The organism is Bariatricus sp. HCP28S3_A7 (assembly GCF_052066375.1).
Lineage (GTDB): Bacteria > Bacillota > Clostridia > Lachnospirales > Lachnospiraceae > Allocoprococcus.
In genome coordinates this window covers 128,578-151,558 of the sequence record NZ_JBQHSG010000006.1, presented here as the reverse complement: position 1 = coordinate 151,558, position 22,981 = coordinate 128,578, and the positions used below count along the sequence as shown (strand labels likewise).

Genomic DNA, 22,981 nt, shown 5'->3' with positions numbered 1-22,981 from the left:
TAATTATGTTCTCAACCGGCGTGATACAGCGGAGACCTATCTGGAAGACGGGCGGTGCAGCTTTACTAATAACCTCAGCGAGAATGCGATTCGTCCACTTGCAGTAGGGCGCAAGAACTGGCTGTTCAGCAATTCCGTTGACGGAGCGAATGCCAGTGCAGTGGTCTACACAATGGTTGAGATGGCAAAAGCACATGGGCTGAATATTTATGGATATCTTAAATTTCTGCTGGAGCACCGGCCAAGTAAAGATATGACCGATGAACAACTGGAAGAACTGGCACCTTGGAGTGAAAAACTCCAATCTATCAAAAATCGCATGTGAATTATAGTGAATTACTCCAACTCGCAAAGGGCTGGGGTAATTTTGTATCTGACCGCATTAATATTTGGCGCTTACAGAAGAAATCATATTTTCTATCATTTTATCAACATCATTGATTTCGGCTGTGATATAATCCATATGTGCGCGGACAAGGCGCATACGATATTTTTGGGCATCAGTCATCTGATATCCTTCGACGGATTCTATAACAGCATCTTCTTTGGATTTGAGGCTCCTTAGAAGTTTAGATGCGATTTCTTCGTGGTTAATGGATGTACCCGATTGCTCAAGCAGATAGTCGATAATGGATGTGGATGACTTCCCAAAGATATCGGAAACAACAGAATCTAATGCAACATTGCAAACAGTAAGAGCATTCTGATATCTATTCTTTTCACTTGAACGGCAGGAAACAAGCTTGTAACGATAGCGAGTGTATTCCCTGAGAATACGGACTTTCTTGCAAGGAATATAACTGCCTTTGACAAGTCCAAGACGGAACAAATCTCCAATCCATTTAGAATCTTTGGTATCATCTTTGTTGCCTTTCACAGCCTTTACCCATTTGGGATTGGCAATGACAACATTGATTTCATCTTCTAGAAGATTAAAGACAGGAACCCAGTATTTACCTGTGGATTCCATACAGACATCATGGCAATCATTGTCGAGAAGCCATTGCTTGAATTCGAGAATGGAATTGTTAAAGGTGGAAAAGCGCTTCTTTTGGTAAGAAGGCTCTATGCCACCGGTGGTTTTGACGATTGTGGCAACGAGAAACGATTTGTGAACATCGACACCACAACAGGTTTGGTAAGTAACTTTCATAGTCAGACTCTTTTCGTAAAAGATGAGAAGCCATTGACTGAACTGCCACACAATTAAACTAAGGCGCTTAAACAATTCTTAGTGTACGGATTCATGATGCCACTTATTTGTGCTTGAAAAGGCAGAACTTACACTGATTACTATGCTGTCTAAAACGAAGAAAGTTATTACAACTTATCCTCCCGTGCTTTGTAGTGTAGCTTCTCGCAAACTATTTTACAGCACAGCGTAGAGAGTTGGCACACTTTCATTACTATTTGTGCCGCCAGCCGAAGGCGGCGGAATGGAGATTACTATGAGAGAAAAAAATTATGGAATCGACATGCTGAGAATACTTGCTATGTTCATGGTGACGATATTACACATATTAACTCAGGGTGGAATTTTAAATGCATCAAGCAGATTTACAAGTCAATATGAAGTAGGATGGTTTCTCCAAACTGCGGCATTTTGCGCAGTGGATATTTATGCCCTTATTTCCGGGTATGTATGGGTTTATGCAAAATATAGATATAGAAATATATTAGAATTATGGTTGCAGGTTCTATTTTACACATTGTCCATTACTGCATTGTTTTGGGCTTTTGTCCCATCTTCTGTATCTACAATGGAATGGATGAAAGCATTATTTCCGGTAATGTTTAATCAGTACTGGTATTTCTCATCTTATGTTGCCCTCTTTTTGTTTATACCGCTCTTAAATATAGTTCTTGAGAAGATGGAAAAAAGACAGTTGCAATTCTGTATTGGAATTATACTATTCTTTTTTAGTTGTATACAGACGTTGTTTTATAGTGACGTGTTTGGAACGAATGATGGATATAGTGCAATCTGGCTTATGATTTTATATTTAGTAGGCGGTTATGTAAGGAAGTATGGACAAAGTATAGAAGGAAAAGCAATAAGGTTTCTTGTGGGATATTTTGTTATGGTAGGATTTACATGGTTATCCAAGCTGTTTATTGAAATTTTGACTCTGCGTTTTCTGGGGGAAGTTCGCGCGGGAAACTATTTGATCAACTATAAAGCGCCTACAATCCTATTTGCAGCAGTTTTTTTGCTTTTGTTTTTTGAAAGGATTAGAATTTCTTCGTTTTGGAAAAGGATAATATGCTTTTGCTCACCAATGGCATTTGGTGTTTATTTAATACACACTCATCCACTGGTCTTTTATTATTTGATGAAGGACAGATTTTTAAAGTATGCCGGATTTCCATGGATACTGGAAATTTTGGCGGTGTTTGGAACGGCGGTATGCATTAATGTAATTTGTTATATGATAGATTTTATCCGATTAGAATTGTTTAAAAGATTACATATTAGGAAAAGAATAGACTGTTTGAGGAAAAGGTGAAAGTTGTTTTAAATATTCACTTTTTTCAAGGGTAGAAGAGAAAAAAGAATTATTTTTCTTGTAGAAGGTTTGAGTAGTATGATGCCCAGGGCGAGTGGCAGTATGGCCTGGGCATCCTTCAGCTATATAATTACTCCCCTTGTCGCCATGGGGCTTCTATATGTGGCAGCTAAAATACTGACGTATGTATTTCCAAAAGTATATTGACTGCTTGGTGTGGAGGCTGGAATTCCTGAAAGATATAATTTTAACTTTTTTCCTGTACATACAAAGTTAAAATTGAATTGTGGGAGGGAAAGCGGGTAACGGAGCGTATTCTTGATGAAATCAAAGGAAGAATGATGGAAGATATTGTTCTTTTAGAAACGAAGTTGTCCAGAACCAATTGTGAAGTTTTTCGATTGCAGTTCGCAGTTGGTGAGTTCGATATGATAGTTTTTGATCCGGAAGAGGGAAATGTGAAATATCTGAATGTGGAAGAGTATTTAAAGAAATTGTGATGCTATGAAATAATACCAGCAGTTATTGACAAATTCATACCAACGCATAAAATAAACTTATGTTACACCAACTCATGAGTCAACAAAATGTGAGGGAGGAGAATATGTTTTATTGTCGGGAACAAGAACTTCAAACGATGAATCGACGTTATGAAAAGGGACGATTTGAGTGTATCGTTATATACGGAAGACGGCGTGTAGGTAAAACTGCGTTGATTAATGAGTTCTGCAAAGGAAAGCAGACGGTTTATTAAAACAAGAGTTGCGGGAGCCGGCAATCTATAATTCAGTCATTACTGCTATTGCTGGCGGTGCCAGTCGTTCAAATGAAATTTCTACAAAAGTAGGACTTGAATCCGGTGTGTGTGCAAAATATTTGAAGGTATTGTTGGATTTGGGCCTTTTGAAGAAAGAAACTCCTATTACAGAAAAGCCTGGAAAGAAAACAGTTTATGGCATTGATGATAATTTCTTCCGTTTCTGGTACCGTTTTGTTCCGAGGAATATGTCTCTAATCACTGCAGGACGTATGCAGCAGATTTATGAGCAGGCGGTAAAACGGTATTATCCGGATTATATGGGGCTGGTCTTTGAAAAAATGTGTCGAGAATATCTGCTTCGCTATGCATCCAATCTTCCTGTTTTGTTAAGCAATGTTGGACAGTGGTGGGGAACAGATGCAAAAACCAGAAAAGAAATTCAAATCGATATTGTTGGAACGCCGGTGGAAGGAAATGAGTATCCGATAGGTTCCTGCAAGTATCGAAATGAGAACACTGGAATCGGGGAATTGGAACTGATTCGCAGATATGCTTCGGTATTTCGCAAGAATGGAACATTTCATTACTATATCTTCTCCAGGGGAGGATTTACACAAGAATTGATAATGGCAGCAGAGAAGGGCGAGGTTACGCTGCTAACGCTGGAAGATCTTTACGCCGGATAAGGGACGATCCTGTGTCCCGGGATAAGAGGGTTATTATGGCATCTATTTCATCAATCAACAAAACTGAATACACCCTTCTAAAGCTTCTCAGCCGGAGCCTGCGACCATCTAAGGGAACGCCACGGCTCCCGTCCCTGACCGGAAATGAATGGCAGCAGCTTGTGGCTTATGCAGACCGTCATGAAGTGCTGTCACTGCTTGAGAATGTATTGGAGATGGACAGGATTCCGGAAGAACAGAGGTTTGCTGTGCAGTTTAAAACAGCAAAAACTGTGCACAAAGGCATCCAATTACAGGTATTGAATTCCAGACTCACCGCGCTTTTGGAGAAAGCGGGAATTATTGCTGTCACAATGAAAGGCAGTGCGGTCGCAAGATTTTACCCGGTTCCGGAATATCGGAAGACAACCGATCTGGATCTGTTTATAGCAAGTGCAGATGATGTCGGGAAGGCAGTCCGGATTCTGAAAAACAATGGTTTCGCACCTTCCGGCAAATGGCATGCTAACCATCATATCGTTCTGGTTTCCGGGAAGAATGAAGTGGTAGAGCTTCACACAACGTGGGCGGAAGCTTTTAAGGAAAAGCATTTGAATCAATATCTGGAAAGGTGTCAGAAAGAAAGTGTTCAGCACGTCCACCTTGTAGAATGGCAGGGATTACAGATGTACGCATGTGAGACGGCATGGCAGGCATTTTATCTGCTGATCCATATGCTGCAGCATTTTGTCGGGAGTGGATTTGGGCTTCGCAATCTCTGTGACTGGGTTGTCTTGTGGGAAAACTGTGATGAGGAAAAAGCGCGGAGAGATTTCTGGGAAATGGCCTGCGAGAGTGGTACGGCAGAATTTGCAAAAGCGATAACAGCCATATGCGTAAGGTATCTTGGATTGAATCCAAAGAAGAGTCCGGTTCCGGCGGAGCATCCGGCAGAGCAGGAAGTGACGGATGCGCTGCTGAGAGACATCCTGGATGCCGGAGAATTCGGCTACAGTGAAGCAGAACGTATGGTAGGCATGGAAGGAAATTCGCTGGCGGCTTATGTGAGAGAATTCCATCATCAGATGCATATTAATTTTCCAAAGGCGGGGAGAATAGCAGTCTTCTGGCCGGTTCTGTGGGTTGCTACACTGGTGCGTTTCCTGAGAAATAATAAGAAACTGAATCGTGCACCCATTTCTGCGATTATGAAGAAAGCGGGGGAGCGAGGGAAGTTGGTGAAACGCTTTACATCATACGAAGAGTAGTAATGAAGTAAAGTGTCAATTCGCACCATACTCTTGGACTTGGGCATTTGTTCTGATATAATGGTAATGCATAGCTGAATGGTTGAGTGTGTGGATAAGAATGGATTCCGATGCATTCGTCATAGTAGAGGGAAGGAGCGTATAGATGGGAGTATATTTGAACAGCACTGCAGCTTATACATTATACAAAAGTGAAACAGTGAAGCCATACTTTGTAGATAAAACATTGATTTTAAAAGAATTATTTCCATTGGTTGAAGAAGGGAATAATTATTTATGTATTACCAGACCCCGACGTTTCGGGAAAACGGTTATGGCTAATATGATTGCTTCTTTTTTTTCGCGTGGACGAGATGCGGAAGATATTTTTGCTTCTTTATTGATTCATACAGACAAGGATTATCAAAAATATAGGAATCAGTTTACAGTGATTCATATCGTGTTTAATGAATTGCCGAGAAGATGCAACTCATACGATCAATATATGGATCGGATTGAAAAAAGGTTGGTTCGTGATCTTCAGAATGAATACCCGGATTTGGAACTTAGTGACACAGATGCGATTTGGGATATTCTTATGGATATCTATACGGCAAATCCTGAGTTACGAATTATATTTGTTCTGGATGAGTGGGATTTTATTTTTCACCAGGAATTTGTGACAGAAGAGGATAAGAAGGATTATCTTTTGTTTTTGAGAAATTTGTTGAAAGACAGACCTTATATTTCCCTTGCATATATGACGGGGATTTTACCGATTGCAAAATATTCCAGTGGTTCAGAATTGAATATGTTTGCGGAGTTTACGATGACAAACGAAAAGAGATTTTCGGAATATTTTGGGTTTACAGATGAAGAAGTGGACCGCTTGTATCAGCGTTATGTTGAACGCACAGAGGAGAAGATGATAACCCGTGATGAGTTGAAGAGTTGGTATGATGGATATCATACTCAATCTGGTGCTCGGCTTTATAACCCAAGATCCATTGTGCTCTCTTTATCAAATAATAATACTGGAAATTATTGGACGAATTCAGGTCCGTATGATGAGATTTTCTATTATATTGAAAATAATATTGATGAGGTAAGAGATGATCTGGCGTTGATGGTATCCGGCATTGGTGTACCTGCGAAAATAAGGGAATATGCGGCAACATCTATGAATCTGCAGACAAGAGATGAGATTTTTTCTGCTATGGTTGTTTATGGATTCCTTAGTTATGAGAATGGAAATGTTGTGATACCGAATAGAGAGTTAATGGAGAAGTTTGCTGAAATGCTTAGAAAAGAAGCTTCGTTGGGATATGTATACAGGTTAGCAAAAGAATCTGACCGGATGCTCAAAGCTACATTGGCTCAAGATACGGATACCATGTCTCAAATCTTAGAATTGGCACATAATACGGAAGTTCCTTTGCTGAGCTATAATAATGAAACAGAGTTGACGGCAGTAGTGAATCTTGTGTATTTGGCAGCAAGAGATTATTACCGTGTAGAGCGGGAAGATAAATCCGGTATCGGATATGTTGATTTTGTTTTTTATCCGGTAAAAGATAAGAGTCTGGATTGTATAATATTGGAGCTGAAGGTGGACCATACGCCTGAAGAGGCAATTCAGCAGATTATAGATAAAAAATATGCTTTATGTTTTAGTGGAAAATTGGGTGAGCAGGCTCAATATACCGGAAGAATTCTTGCGGTTGGAATTAGTTATAACAAGCAGAAAAAGAAGCATTTTTGTAAGGTGGAAGTGCTGAAACAGTAATAATGAAAAAGAATGCGGGAGAGGCCTCTGCAAATTATTTTGTCAGACGAACTACTCCCGCGTTGTATTAATGTTTACTTCTCCAACTGCCCTAACAGATATCCATCATCTGTAGCTTCATTCTTATTCCCCAGCAGAATCATTTCCCCGCTTGTTTCATCTGTTACAGAAAAATAAATTTGATATCTGCCGTGTTTCAAATCTTTCACAGGAAGTTTCACTGTGAAAGATTTTTTTTGCCCGCTGTAGAGTTTTCGAAGATCTGCACCGAATGGAACGCTGATACATTCTCCGGTTTCTGCATTTTTTAGTACAATCGAAGTTAGAAATGGTTTCAGTGTGTTGGCAAATCCGACGTTCTGCAGGGTCAGCGTGAGGGATAAATTCTGTCTTAGTACTCCGGATTTCCTGAGCTTGCAGGATTGGATCAGGTAGCGATATCCGAGATGTTCCTGTACATAGCGGTATCCGTCACATCCACGAAAAGCATCCTTTCCGGTCCAGAGAGTATTTCTCCATTTATCCAGAACGCGGCTGTCGTAATCGGCATTCAGGTATGAGACATGCATGGTCTGAAGTGCGGACACGGAGGTGTTCAGAGTGCTCAGTGTGCTTTGGTAAATGACTTCGCCGCCGTTTGGCACATACCGGCATAAGCGATTCTGGAATTCCAGTTCTTCTGTTCGTGTGCCCTGGTAAGCCGGAGAACCGGCATCGCGTCTTGCGGTCGATCCGTATGTGCCAAGGTCAGATTCGGAACCAAGCATCCCGTCATTGAAAAGACCAAGTCTTCCCATCAGAGAGTCATCTGTTCCAAATGCCGGGAAGTTCGAGGGGACATTATACACATCGTTGATCATTCTCCACTGCGCGGGCGTGCGGACGGAAAGGTAGATGGAAGGTGCGATGACAGCATTTAAGTGGCGGATGAGCGTGCCTACGGAAGCGCCATCCATAAAACGCGAATGATGCATTTCGCCCCAGTTTCCTATGAATATCCCTTGTATGATGTAAATCAGATCCTGATGCTGATTGACCAGTGGACTGATCTGATCCATATGTGTCAGAATCCGATCCAGTGAATCCGGTTCGGTAACCGCTGCGATGCCATCCCAGTCATAAAGAAAACGGAGGATCAGTTTTGGATTGGAAGGGGCTTGTGACCAGGCTTCCAGAATGTCATTGAATTGTGCGAGTCCGGTTTCGCTTATTTCGGTTTTACGGTAATTTTTCAGATTGATTTCCAGCAGCGCCAGAGAAGCTGTGTAAGAATCCGTCTGATAAGAAGCATTTGCAGATGTATATTCATCGGACAAGGTATAGCCGATGATGTGGTAAAAGCCCTGGTAAGGATTGGCAAGCGGCTCGCTGCTTTCGGTAAAAGCTTCTGCCATATAAGTGATGCGGTTTGCATAGGAGGTCAACAGATAGGCAATTATGATTCCTAACAAAAGAAAGACCAGTATCCATAATCTGAAAGAAAAAGCATTCATGAATTTCATTGTATGTGCTCCGTTTCCTAAAAGCTTTCTTGCAGCGATTCGAACCGCCGTACGAATAGCTACGTCTTATTTTAAATTTACTCTAACAGACGATAAGAAGGATGTCAAACTCTTGTTCAAACATAAAGATACGCCATGATGATCCGGCGGGCATCGGGAAAATGCCATAGATATTTACATATGAGTCTGATATAATAAATGACAGATGTATAAGAAATATGCTATTTGAAAGAACGATTATGATGTATAAAGAGAAAATTTTAAAACTCCTGAAAAGTCCGGCATTGGCGGATATTTGGCGGTGGTCAAAAGCCGTTCATAAGTCGATTTTTATATTGTGTGTGTTGAATCTGATGATCTGTGGCTGCTCGCTGGGGATTACGGTCGCTACTAGAGGGCTGATTGACAGTGCCGCGGGGAGGGATAGCGGACAACTTAAGCTGTATGCCGGTGCGCTGGTTGTGCTGGTGGTGATGATCCGGTGTCTTTCCTTAGGTTTGGGACTGCTGAATACGAAGACGAATGCGCTTCTTTTAAAAGAAATGCGGTCTATGATTCTGAAGAGCCTGTTGGGGAAACAGTATGCGGGATTGAATGGCTACCACAGTGGGGAATTGGTCAATCGCATGTTCTCGGATGTAAATGTTGTCAAAAACGGCATCGTGGAGATCGTGCCGGGGGTGGCCGGCATGGGCGTGAGCTTTCTCGGAGCCGCGGCTATTTTGATCGCCATGGACTGGAGATTTGTGGTGGTGCTGGTTCTGGGAGGAATGCTGGGACTTCTGCTATTGATCCTGTTCAGGAAACCCATGAAGCAAAGGCATAAAGAAGTACAGGAAAAAGAAGGACAGCTGCATGCGATGCTGCAGGAAACTTTGGAGAATCTGCGACTGATCAAGGCGAGTGGCTCTGAAAAGCGGATAGAGTACCAGATGGATGTACGGCAGCAGCATTTTCAGGAAGCACAGATGCGAAAGGGCGCTTTTTCTGTGTATATGAACAACAGTATCAATCTGATTTTCCAGTTTGGGTGGCTGTTTTGTATGCTCTGGGGCGGCTTTGGCATTTACAGGGGAAATCTGACATACGGAATGCTGGCGGCGATCATCCAGCTGGTGGGGCAGATTCAAAAGCCGATCGCAAGTGCCGCAGGAGTAGCCGGTCAGGTCTATGGAACCATCAGTTCCGCGGAGCGATTGAAAGAGATCCTGGAGCTTCCGGAAGAGGAGAATGGTGTTTGTGCAGACGGAAGAGAACTTTACAAAGATTTTTCGGCAATACAGATGCGTAATCTGTGCTTTTCCTATGGAAAAGACAGGCAGCCTGTGCTGGAACAGGTGAATATCCGCATCGGAAAAGGCGATTTTGCTGCTGTGACAGGTATTTCGGGTGGAGGCAAGAGCACACTGTTTCAGCTCCTTTTGGGAATTTATCAGCCAAGTAGTGGGCAGGTGGGCTTCTGCTTTGATAATGGGACAGAGGAGATGCCGTCCCGCAGGATGAGATCGCTCTTTGCTTATGTTCCTCAGGGAAATACACTATTTTCCGGTACACTTCGGGAGAATTTTACCATGTTTACGGATGACGCCACCGATGAAGAGATCCTGCAGGCAGCAAAAGCGGCCTGTATCGAACGGTTGATTGTGAAAAGTGATGCCGGACTGGATACGGTCATTGGAGAACGGGGAATCGGATTGTCGGAAGGTCAGGCTCAGCGTGTAGCCGTGGCGAGGGCTTTACTTAGCCGGGCACCGATCCTGTTACTGGATGAAAGCACCAGTGCGCTGGACGAAGAGACGGAGGCAAAGCTGCTTGGGAACATTGCGTCGCTGAAGGAGAAGACCTGTTTGATCGTGACGCACAGGAAGGCGGCACTTAAGATTTGCGATTATCGGATCCATATTGAGAATGGCGGAGTAAAGAGAATGGAAATATCGACGTGAGGTTACTGACGTAAAGAACGCCCTGACCACGACTTGCATAATGCTAATGCAAAGGAATACTGGGACGGTAGAAATACTCTGATCTAGCTGAATAGAATCCGTTTGTTTCGTGCAGACTACACTTGATGATGATGGATAATCCGGCGAAGAAAGGCAGGAAGAAAAGCGGGAATCAAGTGTCCTCTTGAAAACCGCGTCAGCTATTGTTACAATAAGATAACAGTGAATGAAGTGTAGTTTAGGGAAAGGAGCGGACTGATGACGGACAGAGGACTTTTGAAGCTTACGGTCGGGATAGAAAGCTTTGAAAAAATCCGGATAGAAGGGTTCTACTATGTTGATAAAACGGCGATGATTCGGGACCTGTTGTGCAAATGGGGTGAAGTGAATTTATTTACCAGACCCAGACGATTTGGTAAGTCGCTGAATATGAGCTAAGAAGAAATGTAAGGTAATGAGTGTAAAAGTACAGAATTAACAGTATAAGCTGTTAATATATACGCTGGTAGGGATGGAATCGGCACAGGACTTCGGGGAAATGATCTATTATGTACTGAAACAGATCCTGACAGATTGTTACTTCATGGTTATGGGGGACGTATCGCAGAATATCCATTATGAGACCGGTATGAATGACTGGGAAGGATTAAAAGAAGCTCTTTTTGAGCAGAAAAAAGACAGTAAAATTGTGCAAAAACGCGAGAAAAACATGCAAAATAAATCGATATTTATGCATCTTTTCCGATGGATGCGTGTTATAATACACGTGTAACAAGGAAATACTTAACTGACCTGTATTTGTAAGAGAGTATGAAGAAAGGCCGCTAAGCAATCAGTTCTGTAGGAGGAAAAGATAAATGAATACTTTGAAAGCTGAAAAAAGAGACATGGAAACGAAAGCAAAAAAGCTTAGACGGGAAGGATTTGTTACCGGAAACATTTTTGGAAAAGAAATTGAAGGATCTATACCGGTCAAAATGGAGAAAGCAGAAGTAGATAAGCTCCTTAAGACGAAAAACAAAGGAAGCCAGATCGTCCTGGATGTGGATGGACAGAAGATGCATGTACTGATCAAAGAAGTAGATTACAACACCTTGAAGAAACAGGTGGATGAAGTGGATTTTCAGGCATTGGTAAGTGGAGAGAAAGTTCATTCGGTTGCAGAAGTTGTTCTGTTGAACCACGAGATGGTCATGGAAGGTGTGCTGGAACCGGTATTGACTGAAATCGCATATAAGGCAGTTCCGGAAGCACTTGTTGAGAAGGTCGAGATTGACGTGGCAAATATGAAACCGGGTGAGTCTGTGAAAGTGAAAGATCTGCCGATTGCATCGAATAAAGATATTGATCTGATGACGGATCTGGAGATGACAGTGGTCACCGTTCTGGAAGCACACAATGCGGTAGTTGATGATACAGAAGAGGAAACAGTGGAAGAAGCTTAGGCGGAGTTTAAAAGAGAGTTTTAATTGAACTGTGAGAATGCCTTTATTCAAGTATGCGTATGTTTGCTTGGATAAGGGCATTTTTGTATAATGTAAAACATCGATTTTAATAATTGGATGAAACCGTTATAGGCAGTAGACAGAACATTTGGTATAATATTAATATAGTGTCTCGAAAATAACTGGACTGTAAGATAGAAATACTGAATGAATGAAATACAAAACCATATGCAGGAAAGAGAGAAAAAAGATGATTATAGGAACGCATATGTCCATTGCCGGAGGACTGGAGAAGACGGCAAAAAATGTAGTGAAAATGGAAGCAAACACCATGCAGATTTTCAGCCGGAATCCGAGGGGATCGAATTTTAAAGTGCCGTCGGAGAAAGAAGTATCAGAATTTCAACGAATCCGAAGAGAGAATAACTTTGGACCTGTTCTTGCACATGCTCCGTATACGATGAATCTTGCCAGCCCAAAGCCGGAGGTTTATGAATTCGCATGCACCGTGATCCGCGAGGATGTTGCCAGAATGGATGCACTTGGAATCGAGAATATGGTATTCCATCCGGGAAGCCATACCGGGATCGGAGTGGAGGCCGGTATTCAAAATATTATCGCAGGGCTGAATCAGGCGATTACCGGGAAAGAGAAGATTACAGTGCTTCTGGAGACGATGACCGGAAAGGGGACAGAAATAGGCGATCGATTTGAACATCTGAAAGCAATCAGAGATGGGGTGGATCATCCGGAACGGATCGGAATCTGTCTGGATACCTGCCATGTATTTGCGGCAGGATATGATATCGTGAAGAATCTGGACGGTGTGCTGGAAGAATTCGATAAAGCTCTGGGGCTGGATCTGCTGCGGGCGATTCATCTCAATGACAGTATGACGCCGTTTGAATCGCATAAGGATCGGCATGCAACGATCGGGAACGGCGAGATTGGACTGGAACCTTTGTTGAATGTACTGAGACATCCGGCATTGAAAGAGTTGCCTTTCTATCTGGAAACACCGCTGGATGATGCAGGACATAGGGATGAGATAAAAATGTTGAAAGAGATGATATAGAGGGGGACTGCGAACTCGTCCCCTCTAGTCACTCTATAACTTGCTCTTTCTCCGATTGCACAGATCAAAAAGCCTCAGCGTAGCCGGACTCTTTTTCCGTAGTTTCGCGACGCAAAAGAATCGGTGTAATAATCTTATGAACCGGTTTTTCCGGCAGGTGTGGACGGCGTTTTTTACGTTCAGTCATCTGATCGACTAAAAGGCTGACAGCCTCACCCGCGATGATGTTGATCTGCTGGCCGATGGTACTGATTGGCATGACAGCTTCTCTTGAAATCGGAGAATTGTCAAAACCGATGATCAGATAGTCATCCGGCAAGAATCCGTATTTCCGGAACAGAATATTCAGAAGTACATTTGCATGGGTATCATTTGAAATAAAGATACCTTTTTTCATGCCCTGGTACTCTTGCTCAAGTTCTTCGACAATCGAAAACAGTACATCGTAAGTACTTTCGAAGCTGTGCCCCATTTCCCGGACATATGTCTTGTGATTCAACTGTCTCTCTTCGCATAGATCAAGAAATCCCTGTAGTCGTCCGTAGGACGGAACGGACTTTGCAGTTGGGGAATTGATGTGGATCAGTATGTTACATTTGTGCCAGGCAAGCAGGCTGGTGGCCTGATAGCCACCCATGTAGTTGTCGGTGTTTACACTTGAGACAAACTCATCCTCTCTCTCGATGGTTACAACAGGAATCTGAAGGGAAGCGAGTTCTCGTGAGGGAATAGTATGGCTCATGATAATCAGACCTTCGATCTTGTATGCCATCAGTTCCTGAATATAGCAGCGTTCTGTCTCTTCGTGTTCGTTCCCTATAAACACAAGGAATTTGTAACCGAATTTTTCGTATGAAGCGAGTATCTGATTCAACATTTCAGAATAATAGTGGTGGTATAGATCCGGTACGATCACGCCGATGAATTCTGTCTTGCCGTTCGCGAGAATTCGGGCTACTTTATTCTCTTTATAATTCAGTTTCTCCAGCGCATCGGCGATAATCTGCTGATTTTCCAGAGTGAGCGAATCCGGATTATTGAAATAACGGGAAATCGTTGTTTTGGAAAAATGGGTATATTCCGCAATGTCACTGAAGGTTACGTTTTTCTTGGTTCCCATAACCTCCTCCTTTTCTCCTCTCTTGAGGGTACTGAGATCACGCTTTTGAATACGAAAGCGGAGATTCAGGTAGCACTGGAGAAGATGGGAGCGGCTTTTGAAGAGAAATCCGGAGTTCATGTGGAGGTTATGCCGGTAACGGACGGAGATTCACCCTATACGAAGATGGTCAGCCTTTATAACTCAGGAAATCCGCCTACACTGGCGATTCTGGATACCACAGATGTGATTGCGCTTGCTGAGGAGAAAGCGGCGGATCTGACAGAAGAACCGTGGACTGCGGAAGCGGAAGAGTATTTGACAAGGATTAACGGAAAAGTATACAGCTTCCCACTTTGTATTGAGGGAAGAGGTCTGATCTACAATAAGAAAGTGATTGAAGATGCATTGGGAGAAGAATTCGATCCGAAATCCGTTACTACTCTGGATGAGTTTGTTGGATTGCTCGACAGACTGGTGGATGCGGGAATCGAAAAGCCTGTTTCCCTTGCAAAGGAAGACTGGTCACTGGGGGCACACCATCTCCAGTACATATATGAGACCTATGACGGCACTTCTGAGGGTGCGGCGAAGATAATTGAAGAATTGAAAAACGGAGATTTGAAAGTTGAATCTTACGATCGCGTTTATGAATTACTGGATATGTTCGATGTCCTGAAGAAATATAACGTGGCAAAGGGTGATCCGCTGGGAGCAGACTACGATGAGATGGCAATTGACCTGGCAGACGGAAAAACGGCTTTCTGGTTCAACGGAAACTGGGCTTGGCCGAATCTTGAGGAAGCCGGAGCGGAAACTGAGGATGAATATGGTTTCCTCCCGTATTTTATGAACAATGATCCGGACGATTTCGTGAACTGCAGGATTCAGGCTTCTCCGTCCAAACAGGTGATGAATGATCACTGGTCTATTCTGGGATCTGCAATGCAGAAATATCTCGCGGGCCGCAGTGACAGGGAAGAACTGATTGAGTCAATTCAAGATTACTGGGATGAACAGGAATAAGAAAGGGATGGAGTTATGGAATCAAATAATAAAGGAAAAGATTTCTGTATGTTTGCGTTACCGGGGCTGTTTTGCTTCGTGGCAGTTGTGATTGTTCCGTTTGTATATGGTGTTTACCTTACGCTGACAGACTGGAATGGTGTATCAAAGGTTAAAAATTTTGTGGGGCTTAAGAATTTCGCAGGAGTGATGAGAGACGGTCAGTTCTGGACATCCCTGCTTCTGACCTTCAAATATGTGATTGTGGTGGTATTGCTGGTAAATGTACTCGCCTTTGGAATCGCGTATCTTTTGACCAGAGGAATGAAAGGTCAGAATTTCTTCCGGGCCGGATTCTTTACGCCAAACCTGATCGGAGGTATCGTACTTGGTTATATCTGGCAGTTTGTATTTTCCAGAGTATTCGTAAGTATTGGGGAGACGACCGGATGGAAATTGTTCGAGGTGTCATGGCTGTCAGATCCGGACAAGGCGTTTGCGGCGTTGGTGCTGGTGTCTGTTTGGCAGCTTTCTGGATATATGATCCTGATCTATGTGGCAGGATTTATGGGACTCAGTGAGGACGTGATGGAAGCGGCACAGATTGATGGAGCTTCCGGATTTGTGAAATTAAAAAGTATTATCATGCCACTTATGATGTCATCGGTTACGATTTGCCTGTTCCTGACATTATCACGTGCATTTATGGTTTACGATGTGAACCTGTCATTGACAGCAGGCGCGCCTTACGGAACAACAGAGATGGCGGCAATGCACGTGTATGAGAAGGCATTTACATCCAGACAGTTTGGTGTAGGTCAGGCGGAAGCGTTGATATTATTTGTGATTGTGGCTTGTATCAGTGGAATTCAGGTATACCTGACGAAGAAGCAGGAGGTGGAAGCATAATGAAGCAGACAAAAGTTGGAGGAAATAAGAAAAAAGCAGCAGATATGCTTGCGATGCTGGGACTTATCATTATTTTTGCAGCGTACATGTTCCCGTTTTTGATGGTAGTGATCAACTCTCTGAAACAGAAGAGAGACATTATCAAGAGCCCGTTTTCATGGTTGTTTACAATCAAAGGCCTGTCATTTGACAATTTTGTAAAAGCATTTACACAGATGGATTTCTTGAACGCATTCAAGAATTCGCTGATCGTGACGGTTTCGGCAACTCTGCTTGTGACGCTGTTTGCGGCAATGCTTGCGTATTATATAGTTCGAAATAACAATGTGATCTCAAAAATTACATTTGCCCTGATGGTGGCTTCCATGATCATTCCGTTCCAGGCACTTATGATTCCGTTGGTTAGTATTTACGGAGGCACACTGAATATTCTGAATCACCGGGCAACCCTGATCTTCCTGCATACAGGATTTTCAATGGCAATGTCAGTATTCATGTTCCACGGATTTATCAAAGGAAATATTCCGATTGCACTGGAAGAAGCGGCTTACATTGACGGATGTACACATTCACAGACCTTCTTTAAGGTCGTACTCCCGCTTCTTAAGCCGATTATTTCCACGATGGTCATCCTGAATTCTATGGCTTTCTGGAATGACTTCCTGCTGCCGTCGCTGGTTCTGACAGATAAGAAGCTGTTGACGCTGCCGCTTTCAACGTACAGTTTTTATGGAACCTACTCTGCGGATTATGGTACAATTATGGCAGGTCTGCTGCTTTGTGTGATTCCGATCCTGGTTCTGTATATTATCCTTCAGAAACAGATCATCGGCGGAGTGGTAGCAGGTGCAGTAAAATAAAAGGATGGCTTGAATATGATGAGAAATGTATTGCATTTAAAAGCTCCGGGAAACTGGATCAACGATCCGAACGGATTTATATATTACAAAGGAAAATACCATTTGTTCTATCAGCATTTCCCGTATGCTCCTGTGTGGGGAACCATGCACTGGGGGCATGCGGTGAGTGAAGACCTCGTTCATTGGGAACATCAGGGCATTGCGTTGTTCCCGACGAAAGAATACGATCAGAATGGTGTGTTCTCCGGCAGTGCGCTGGAAGTGGATGGAAAGCTGTATTTGTACTATTCTGCTGTAAAATATCTGGAAGCGGAAAGTGAAAATATCCATATGGCAAAGAACGGAAAATTTGAGACCAGCCAGGCGCTGGTGATTTCTGAGGATGCAGTGCATTTTGATAACTGGAAAGAAAAAATGCAGATCATACCTGTAAACCATGATGATGCACAGGCACACGCCGTACATACGAGAGATCCGAAGGTATGGAAAGAAGGAGACACGTATTATATGGCGCTCGGAAGTACCTTCAGGGAAGAGACTGGTAGGCTTGTGATCTATACCAGTAAGGACGGGATACACTGGGATTTTGCGAATCAGATGCTGGATGGCAGATTCGGAAAGATCCTGGAATGCCCGGATATTTTCAGAGTGGGAGATGACTGGGTGTTTGAAGGTTCGGCGATGTATATCGGAGATCCGGAAGAAGGGTATGAAAGTCACGCAATCTGTGCCCCGGCTGTATTTGAGCCGGGGAAATGTGAACTGTCCATTTCGGGAGAGTGCAAGTATATGGATTATGGAATGGATCTCTATGCACCGCAGACCAATCTGGATAAAGATGGCCGGAGAGTGATGATAGGATGGATGCGTATGCCACAGGCAGTGAAAGAAAAAAACGGTATGGAGTGGAATGGGATGATGTGTCAGCCAAGAGTCATAGATGTGGAAAACGGACATATCTTTTTCCGGGTTCATCCGGAAGTAAGAGCATATTTTAATCAAGAAACACCGATTCCGGAGAAATTGGATTATTCTCGTCCTTTCTGTCTGAAAATGAATCTGGAGGAGGGAGAAATCCTGAATATCGGAGGGTACCGTATCTGGATGGAAAATGGTGCGGTACATACAGACAGAAGCATTGTTTTTGCAGGAATGAAAAGCTGTTCGCTGATTGGCAAAAGTCCGGATGTATCCGGAAGGTGTGAACTTGAGATTTTCGTTGATAAAAATCTGATTGAAATCTTTATAAATGACGGAGAATTTGTGATCAGCCATGTTGTATATGGATTGGGAGAATGTATGGAACTGTCCTGCAGTTCCGGGAAAAAAATTCTGTTTTTGCGGCATGGCGGGGATGAAGAGATGTAAGTTGTTTTTCACACAGTAGCCGGTATTTACTGCGGGCTACGTGCCGGGAGCGTACATGAGCCACGATGTAAAAGGGGCAGCAAAAAATATACGGATTCGTTGTTGCAAGATGAAATGTCAGGGTGCTATAATACCTGCGGAGATAGTATTCCAAGGAAACTATACTCTGTCTGATTCACTGTGATTTTCATGCCGAAATGATTTGGGAAAGGAAGTTGAAGATGACAGTAGAAATGCTTAAAGGGAAGATACATCGTGCGACTGTTAAGCAGGCTGAACTGGATTATGTGGGAAGTATCACAGTAGATGAAGATCTGTTGGATGCAGCCGGTGGAGCGTGTAGAGAAGGATGTCCTGGCGGCGATGGCTGTCTACATCGGTAAAACGAGACTGATCGATAATTTCAGTTACGAGGTGTAGGCGATGGAAAAAATAATGAAAAAAATCGGGAGAATCAGTTCATTTCTTACGAGATACATCGGAGTGATCATTATTATTTTTTCTATAATAGCCTTCTGTTGGCGTGACGGATTTGCATGGACGACAAATTATACATCCATGTTCCTCGGGATTGCCATGTTTGGAATGGGACTCACAATAAAAATGGGAGATTTTCAGGTCGTATTTTCCAGACCGAAAGAAATACTCATCGGATGTCTGGCTCAGTATACGGTCATGCCGCTTCTGGCGTGGATCCTTGCGGTCGTGCTGAAATTACCGGAAGATCTGGCATTAGGAGTGATCCTGGTAGGATGCTGCCCGGGCGGGACTGCGAGTAATGTGATTACATATATTGCGGGAGGGGATGTAGCATTGTCGGTTGGTATGACGATCGTATCAACACTCCTATCACCGCTTGCGACCCCTTCTTTAGTATACTTTCTTGCCGGCGCATGGGTGGAGGTTTCCTTTGCCGCAATGGTGCTTTCTGTTGTGAAGGTGATACTGGTTCCGGTTCTTTTTGGAATCCTTATCCGAAGTATTCTGGGAAAACAGATTCAGAAGATATCTGAGATTCTGCCCCTGATATCGGTGGTATCCATTGTGATGATCATTTCAGGAATCGTCGCGGTGAATGCAGATAAGATCATCAGCTGCGGCATACTGGTTCTGGGAGTCGTAATCCTTCATAATCTGTGCGGAATGGGAATCGGATTGGCGGCGGCTAAGTTCCTGAAGGTACCGTATGATAAAGCGACTGCGATCGCCATCGAAGTGGGGATGCAGAACAGCGGACTTGCGGTTTCACTTGCGACAGTCAATTTTGCGGCGAATCCGCTTGCAACTTTGCCGGGGGCGATTTTCAGCGTGTGGCATAATATGTCCGGTTCTGTTTTTGCGGGAATGCGCCGCAGAGGAGAAAGACAAGAAACAAATGCGAATGTACGGGAAGAGAAAATGGAATGTGCATAGACGAATAAATAGAAAAATACCAGGAAACGTTTGAAACGTCCTGGTATTTTTTATGAACATTCCGATTATCAGTCAATAGAATTGTCGGGTTCCGGTTCCGTAACCGTTCCCGAGAGCATGCGGACCGGGCTGGATTTGTCGATATCCTCAGCGATCTTCTGAGCTTTCAGAAGAATATCCGTTATTTCGGTTTCTTCTTCGGCCTCTTCCGGTACAAAGCAGCGTGCACTTTCGTCCGGAAACAGATGATTCTTAAGCTTAAATGCCATGAGAAAGGCTTCGAGTTCCTGCTGAAGCGCATCCTTGTAGAATTCAAAGTAGAATTTGATTTCTGTTTTTTCAAAATTCGTACAAATGCATCCGCATTGACTGCCGTGGGTGCGGCTCTGGCGGCGGAAATATTCCGGATCCCCTGTTACCATATAGAAAATCTGAACCAGAAGGTTCTCTTCAATATCACTTTCATATGTAAACCAGTGCTTACTCAGTGTGTCCTTCTGCAGGGACTCTTCATCAATATCGTATTTTTTTAATAATTTCTGATAAAGCTTGATTGCAGATTCCCGCTCTCCGCCTTCTCCGCGCTCGGCAAGAGCTTTGATTTTTAATAATTTGGCTTCTAATTTGTTCTCATCCACTGAAATAGTTCCCCTTATTATTTTGTCGCTGTTGCCATTATACCACAAGATGGTAAGAATGTGCTTTGTGATTTGCTAAAATATTAAGTTTTATATAAACTCTTTACCGTATCGGGAAGAATGTGCATTTATGTAATAGTATACAAAGATTTACAAGATGGCAGCAGTCTGTTGAAATGCGGATCGGAATATGATACACTTCCACCAAGAACAACCGTGTTGCAGGGTGGCTGACCTCTATTCTACATAGAATGGGGGTGGTGCTGATGGACAAGAAACCTTTTGACTTCAGGGACTTGATGGCTTTTGGAATGTTCATTCTGGCATTGCTGACATTCGTATTTACGTTTATCAGATAATGTTTTAAGGCATAGAAAAACCACCCCGAACTTTGACCGAGACAGGGTGGCGATTCTATGAATTTCCAATTTACTTTTGAGGTCAACCCCTTGTGGGCGGTTGTTCCTTTTCTGTGTCTTAAATATAGCATATCTGGCAGTAGTACGCAAGGACTGAACCAAAAATTGAGGAGAGTTTCTTTAACAATAGTAAAATAATAGCTTCAAAATATTAAGTTTTCTTTAGAATTTGTGAACTGTCTTGTCTATTCCCCTGAGAGTATAGTAAAATATAACCATAAAGAGTAGGCATGGTATGAATTCGAGGCCTGCTCCGGATATTCCATGTTGAGACAGTTATCGAGAAAGGGGAGTATACAATGACAGAAGATTTAATTAAACAGATAAAGGGAATCAAGCAGGCACTGGTGAATGTGGATATGTCAGGTGAGGATTGGGAAGAGAGAGAAGAGATCCTTGAGAAGCTGGAGGATGTCACCACTTATTTGAAGGATGCCATGGGCAAGGGTATTGAGTTCTGATGAGAAGAGTGGATGCACTGATATTTGACATGGATGGTCTGATCTTTGATTCGGAACGGGTGGTGCAGCGAAGCTGGAATGAGGCAGGAACGAAACTCGGTTATGGACGTGTCGGGGAACAGATTTACCATACACTGGGATTTAATGTAAAACAGCGGGAAGTGTATTTTAAAAGAATATATGGTGAAGATTTCCAAATGGAAGAATTCAATAATCTGACGCGGAAAATTTTCTATGAGATTGCGGAGTCGGAAGGGATAGCCATGAAGAAGGGCGTTCGCGAACTGATGAAATTTGCGAAAGAAAGCGGAATTCAGATCGGACTTGCGACTTCATCCAGGCGGGAATACTCTGTCCGTTTGCTCACAGAGGCCGGAATATGGAAATATTTCGACGGATGTGTATTTGGAGATATGGTTACAAAGGCGAAGCCTGATCCGGAGATCTATCTTAAAGCTTGTGAAGCAGTCGGGGTATGCCCTGCAAAAAGCATTGCTTTGGAGGATGCTCCGGCCGGGATTCGAGCATCTCATGCGGCAGGAATGATTCCGGTCATGGTGCCGGATCTTGTTGAACCGACGGAAGAGATTCAGAGTCTTTACTACCGGCGGGTAAATTCCCTGATCGAGGTGATTCCGCTTGTGGAAGAACTGGAGAAATAGAATAAAAGGCAAAAAAGAGCTGTGCTTCAGATGAGGCACAGCTCTTGAATTATAAAAGTCTGAAATCCGGTATAATTATCCGTGAATGATGACTTGACTGAGATTCAGATCCTGATCCAGAAGTACCAGATTGGCAATTTTTCCGGTGGAAATGCTTCCGTAACGGTCATAGATTCCGATTGCTTTTGCCGGATTCATGGTGGCACATGCAATGGCACTTTCCAAAGGGATCTGCATTTCTTTGACAGCGGTTCTCATGCAGTCCATCAGATTGGTTACGGAACCGGCAAGAGCACCATCGCTGACAAGTGTGGCGTATTTCCCCTTTACAGCAACATCCTGTCCGCCAAGTGTATACTGACCGTCTTCCATTCCGGCGGCACGCATGCTGTCACTGATCAGGATCATGCGGTCATCGCCAAACAGCCGGAAGGTAGCCCTGACGACAGACGGATGGATATGCACACCGTCACAGATCAGCTCGGCACGGCAGTGCGGACTGTCGAAAGCGGCACCGACGACTCCCGGAGCACGGTGCGTGAAGGGAGGCATGGCATTGTACAGATGGGTGGCATGTCTGGCACCACGGTCATAGGCTTCTTTGGCGGTCTTATAATCTGCAGTAGTATGTGCCAGAGAAATGGTAACTCTGTCGTGGAGCGCATCGATGAATTCCATTGCGCCCTCATTTTCCGGGGCAATATCGATCAGCTTGATGAGACCGCCTGAACGTTCCTGAAGACTGTTGAAAAGCGCTTCGTCACAAAGCCGGATATGTTCGGCAGCCTGAGCCCCCTTTTTGGCTTCACTTATAAAAGGCCCTTCCATGTTGATACCGACAAGAGAAGACTGTCCCGGACGGGCAGGTGATTCGTTATAGGTACGTGCTGCATCCATAACCTGAGCAAGCAATTCCGGGGACACCGTCATGGTTGCAGGACAGACGGATGTGACACCACAAGAAGCTTCATAGCGAGTGATTGCATCAATCGCTTCTACAGTACCGTCACAAAAATCATGTCCCATGCATCCATGGAAATGGATATCGATTAGTCCCGGGATGGCATAAAGCCCATCTGCATCCAGAACGGATTCAGTTTCGGCAGGTATTAAGGAAGGGCAGATATCCGCAAACACTCCATCTGTAATTCGAATATCCTGCCTGGAAAATGTTTTATCTTCTCTGTAAACAAGTGCATTTCTGATAATCATAATTA

22 protein-coding genes and 4 pseudogenes are annotated in these 22,981 nt (G+C 43.5%); 21 read left to right on the top strand and 5 right to left on the bottom strand.

Going from position 1 to position 22,981, the window contains the following annotated elements:
- The coding region (locus tag ACTNA4_RS06530) for an IS66 family transposase (protein WP_441029198.1) at window positions 1-325 on the top strand (325 nt) is incomplete at its 5' end.
- A gap of 75 nt (window positions 326-400) precedes the next feature.
- On the opposite strand, the pseudogene ACTNA4_RS06525 reads toward ACTNA4_RS06530, so the two are convergent.
- Window positions 401-1,153, bottom strand: a pseudogene (locus ACTNA4_RS06525) (IS110 family transposase); the annotation flags it as partial.
- A 295-nt stretch (window positions 1,154-1,448) separates the two neighbouring features.
- Between ACTNA4_RS06525 and ACTNA4_RS06520 the strand changes: the two are divergent.
- The 6 genes from ACTNA4_RS06520 (at window position 1,449) to ACTNA4_RS06495 (ending at window position 6,965) form a co-directional block, all read left to right on the top strand.
- Window positions 1,449-2,507, top strand: coding sequence for an acyltransferase (locus tag ACTNA4_RS06520; RefSeq protein WP_441029196.1), 1,059 nt, complete (start codon window positions 1,449-1,451; stop codon window positions 2,505-2,507).
- 284 nt (window positions 2,508-2,791) lie between these two features.
- The gene (locus ACTNA4_RS06515; RefSeq protein WP_441029194.1) at window positions 2,792-3,007 is read left to right on the top strand and encodes a hypothetical protein; all 216 of its coding nucleotides are present in this window, start codon (window positions 2,792-2,794) and stop codon (window positions 3,005-3,007) included.
- Window positions 3,008-3,111: 104 nt separating this feature from the next.
- Complete coding sequence (locus ACTNA4_RS06510) at window positions 3,112-3,261, top strand: ATP-binding protein (RefSeq protein ID WP_441029192.1); 150 nt, start codon at window positions 3,112-3,114, stop codon at window positions 3,259-3,261.
- Window positions 3,262-3,410: 149 nt separating this feature from the next.
- The gene (locus tag ACTNA4_RS06505) at window positions 3,411-3,953 is read left to right on the top strand and encodes a DUF234 domain-containing protein (protein WP_441029190.1); all 543 of its coding nucleotides are present in this window, start codon (window positions 3,411-3,413) and stop codon (window positions 3,951-3,953) included.
- Window positions 3,954-3,988: 35 nt separating this feature from the next.
- On the top strand, window positions 3,989-5,200 hold the full coding sequence (locus ACTNA4_RS06500) for a nucleotidyltransferase family protein (RefSeq protein ID WP_441029188.1): 1,212 nt from the start codon (window positions 3,989-3,991) through the stop codon (window positions 5,198-5,200).
- 145 nt (window positions 5,201-5,345) lie between these two features.
- A complete protein-coding gene (locus tag ACTNA4_RS06495; protein ID WP_441029186.1) occupies window positions 5,346-6,965 on the top strand; it encodes an AAA family ATPase in 1,620 nt (539 codons plus the stop codon).
- A 74-nt stretch (window positions 6,966-7,039) separates the two neighbouring features.
- Here the strand turns inward: ACTNA4_RS06495 and ACTNA4_RS06490 are convergent, their stop codons facing one another.
- Entirely contained in the window at window positions 7,040-8,467 is a 1,428-nt protein-coding gene (locus ACTNA4_RS06490; protein WP_441029184.1) for a DUF4832 domain-containing protein, read from the bottom strand.
- Window positions 8,468-8,706: 239 nt separating this feature from the next.
- Between ACTNA4_RS06490 and ACTNA4_RS06485 the strand changes: the two genes are divergently transcribed.
- From ACTNA4_RS06485 to ACTNA4_RS06465, 5 genes and pseudogenes are all read left to right on the top strand, one after another.
- Window positions 8,707-10,410, top strand: a complete 1,704-nt coding sequence (locus ACTNA4_RS06485) for an ABC transporter ATP-binding protein (protein ID WP_441029182.1) — start codon at window positions 8,707-8,709, stop codon at window positions 10,408-10,410.
- A 258-nt stretch (window positions 10,411-10,668) separates the two neighbouring features.
- Window positions 10,669-10,845, top strand: a pseudogene (locus ACTNA4_RS06480) (AAA family ATPase); the annotation flags it as partial.
- Between the two features lie 103 nt (window positions 10,846-10,948).
- Window positions 10,949-11,182 carry a hypothetical protein gene (locus tag ACTNA4_RS06475; RefSeq protein ID WP_441029180.1) on the top strand — a complete coding sequence of 78 codons (234 nt, stop codon included), beginning with the start codon at window positions 10,949-10,951 and terminating at the stop codon, window positions 11,180-11,182.
- An 85-nt stretch (window positions 11,183-11,267) separates the two neighbouring features.
- A complete protein-coding gene (locus ACTNA4_RS06470; RefSeq protein WP_441029178.1) occupies window positions 11,268-11,855 on the top strand; it encodes a 50S ribosomal protein L25 in 588 nt (195 codons plus the stop codon).
- A gap of 250 nt (window positions 11,856-12,105) precedes the next feature.
- On the top strand, window positions 12,106-12,930 hold the full coding sequence (locus ACTNA4_RS06465; protein WP_441029176.1) for a deoxyribonuclease IV: 825 nt from the start codon (window positions 12,106-12,108) through the stop codon (window positions 12,928-12,930).
- A gap of 64 nt (window positions 12,931-12,994) precedes the next feature.
- On the opposite strand, the gene ACTNA4_RS06460 is transcribed toward ACTNA4_RS06465, so the two are convergent.
- On the bottom strand, window positions 12,995-14,050 hold the full coding sequence (locus ACTNA4_RS06460) for a LacI family DNA-binding transcriptional regulator (RefSeq protein WP_441029174.1): 1,056 nt from the start codon (window positions 14,048-14,050) through the stop codon (window positions 12,995-12,997).
- 45 nt (window positions 14,051-14,095) lie between these two features.
- On the opposite strand from ACTNA4_RS06460, the gene ACTNA4_RS06455 reads away from it, so the two are divergent.
- From ACTNA4_RS06455 to ACTNA4_RS06425, 7 genes and pseudogenes are all read left to right on the top strand, one after another.
- Window positions 14,096-15,055: an ABC transporter substrate-binding protein gene (locus ACTNA4_RS06455; RefSeq protein WP_427820641.1), complete on the top strand. Its 960-nt coding sequence runs from the start codon at window positions 14,096-14,098 to the stop codon at window positions 15,053-15,055.
- Window positions 15,056-15,070: 15 nt separating this feature from the next.
- Complete coding sequence (locus ACTNA4_RS06450; protein WP_427806181.1) at window positions 15,071-15,943, top strand: carbohydrate ABC transporter permease; 873 nt, start codon at window positions 15,071-15,073, stop codon at window positions 15,941-15,943.
- Complete coding sequence (locus ACTNA4_RS06445) at window positions 15,943-16,803, top strand: carbohydrate ABC transporter permease (protein WP_427806180.1); 861 nt, start codon at window positions 15,943-15,945, stop codon at window positions 16,801-16,803. The genes ACTNA4_RS06450 and ACTNA4_RS06445 overlap by 1 nt, the downstream gene beginning before the upstream one ends.
- 15 nt (window positions 16,804-16,818) lie before the next feature.
- Window positions 16,819-18,171 carry a glycoside hydrolase family 32 protein gene (locus ACTNA4_RS06440; protein ID WP_427806179.1) on the top strand — a complete coding sequence of 451 codons (1,353 nt, stop codon included), beginning with the start codon at window positions 16,819-16,821 and terminating at the stop codon, window positions 18,169-18,171.
- Window positions 18,172-18,392: 221 nt separating this feature from the next.
- Window positions 18,393-18,503 (top strand): annotated as a pseudogene (locus tag ACTNA4_RS06435) (aspartate 1-decarboxylase); the annotation flags it as partial.
- A pseudogene (locus tag ACTNA4_RS06430) lies at window positions 18,493-18,591 on the top strand (pantoate--beta-alanine ligase); the annotation flags it as partial. The pseudogenes ACTNA4_RS06435 and ACTNA4_RS06430, both read left to right, overlap by 11 nt.
- A 3-nt stretch (window positions 18,592-18,594) precedes the next feature.
- Window positions 18,595-19,584, top strand: a complete 990-nt coding sequence (locus ACTNA4_RS06425) for a bile acid:sodium symporter family protein (protein WP_441029172.1) — start codon at window positions 18,595-18,597, stop codon at window positions 19,582-19,584.
- 68 nt (window positions 19,585-19,652) lie between these two features.
- Here ACTNA4_RS06425 and ACTNA4_RS06420 read toward each other — a convergent pair whose 3' ends face one another.
- Complete coding sequence (locus ACTNA4_RS06420) at window positions 19,653-20,222, bottom strand: hypothetical protein (protein ID WP_320812956.1); 570 nt, start codon at window positions 20,220-20,222, stop codon at window positions 19,653-19,655.
- Between the two features lie 718 nt (window positions 20,223-20,940).
- On the opposite strand from ACTNA4_RS06420, the gene ACTNA4_RS06415 reads away from it, so the two are divergent.
- The gene (locus ACTNA4_RS06415) at window positions 20,941-21,102 is read left to right on the top strand and encodes a hypothetical protein (RefSeq protein WP_320812955.1); all 162 of its coding nucleotides are present in this window, start codon (window positions 20,941-20,943) and stop codon (window positions 21,100-21,102) included.
- Window positions 21,102-21,764 (top strand): HAD family hydrolase, encoded by a 663-nt coding sequence (locus tag ACTNA4_RS06410; protein WP_441029170.1) that lies wholly within the window; start codon window positions 21,102-21,104, stop codon window positions 21,762-21,764. The genes ACTNA4_RS06415 and ACTNA4_RS06410 overlap by 1 nt, the downstream gene beginning before the upstream one ends.
- Window positions 21,765-21,839: 75 nt before the next feature.
- Here the strand turns inward: ACTNA4_RS06410 and nagA are convergent, their stop codons facing one another.
- Window positions 21,840-22,976, bottom strand: a complete 1,137-nt coding sequence (nagA, locus tag ACTNA4_RS06405; RefSeq protein ID WP_320812953.1) for an N-acetylglucosamine-6-phosphate deacetylase — start codon at window positions 22,974-22,976, stop codon at window positions 21,840-21,842.
- Window positions 22,977-22,981 lie beyond the last annotated feature (5 nt).

Bases quoted from the DNA above. Each gene is read 5' to 3' on its own strand.
- ACTNA4_RS06495 (WP_441029186.1), top strand. From the start codon at position 5,346: ATGGGAGTATATTTGAACAGCACTGCAGCTTATACATTATACAAAAGT.
- ACTNA4_RS06410 (WP_441029170.1), top strand. From the start codon at position 21,102: ATGAGAAGAGTGGATGCACTGATATTTGACATGGATGGTCTGATCTTT.
- ACTNA4_RS06440 (WP_427806179.1), top strand. From the start codon at position 16,819: ATGATGAGAAATGTATTGCATTTAAAAGCTCCGGGAAACTGGATCAAC.
- ACTNA4_RS06450 (WP_427806181.1), top strand. From the start codon at position 15,071: ATGGAATCAAATAATAAAGGAAAAGATTTCTGTATGTTTGCGTTACCG.
- ACTNA4_RS06520 (WP_441029196.1), top strand. From the start codon at position 1,449: ATGAGAGAAAAAAATTATGGAATCGACATGCTGAGAATACTTGCTATG.
- ACTNA4_RS06485 (WP_441029182.1), top strand. From the start codon at position 8,707: ATGATGTATAAAGAGAAAATTTTAAAACTCCTGAAAAGTCCGGCATTG.
- ACTNA4_RS06425 (WP_441029172.1), top strand. From the start codon at position 18,595: ATGGAAAAAATAATGAAAAAAATCGGGAGAATCAGTTCATTTCTTACG.
- ACTNA4_RS06470 (WP_441029178.1), top strand. From the start codon at position 11,268: ATGAATACTTTGAAAGCTGAAAAAAGAGACATGGAAACGAAAGCAAAA.
- ACTNA4_RS06465 (WP_441029176.1), top strand. From the start codon at position 12,106: ATGATTATAGGAACGCATATGTCCATTGCCGGAGGACTGGAGAAGACG.
- ACTNA4_RS06500 (WP_441029188.1), top strand. From the start codon at position 3,989: ATGGCATCTATTTCATCAATCAACAAAACTGAATACACCCTTCTAAAG.
- ACTNA4_RS06460 (WP_441029174.1), bottom strand. From the start codon at position 14,050: ATGGGAACCAAGAAAAACGTAACCTTCAGTGACATTGCGGAATATACC.
- ACTNA4_RS06490 (WP_441029184.1), bottom strand. From the start codon at position 8,467: ATGAAATTCATGAATGCTTTTTCTTTCAGATTATGGATACTGGTCTTT.
- ACTNA4_RS06510 (WP_441029192.1), top strand. From the start codon at position 3,112: ATGTTTTATTGTCGGGAACAAGAACTTCAAACGATGAATCGACGTTAT.
- ACTNA4_RS06415 (WP_320812955.1), top strand. From the start codon at position 20,941: ATGACAGAAGATTTAATTAAACAGATAAAGGGAATCAAGCAGGCACTG.
- ACTNA4_RS06445 (WP_427806180.1), top strand. From the start codon at position 15,943: ATGAAGCAGACAAAAGTTGGAGGAAATAAGAAAAAAGCAGCAGATATG.
- ACTNA4_RS06475 (WP_441029180.1), top strand. From the start codon at position 10,949: ATGATCTATTATGTACTGAAACAGATCCTGACAGATTGTTACTTCATG.
- nagA (WP_320812953.1), bottom strand. From the start codon at position 22,976: ATGATTATCAGAAATGCACTTGTTTACAGAGAAGATAAAACATTTTCC.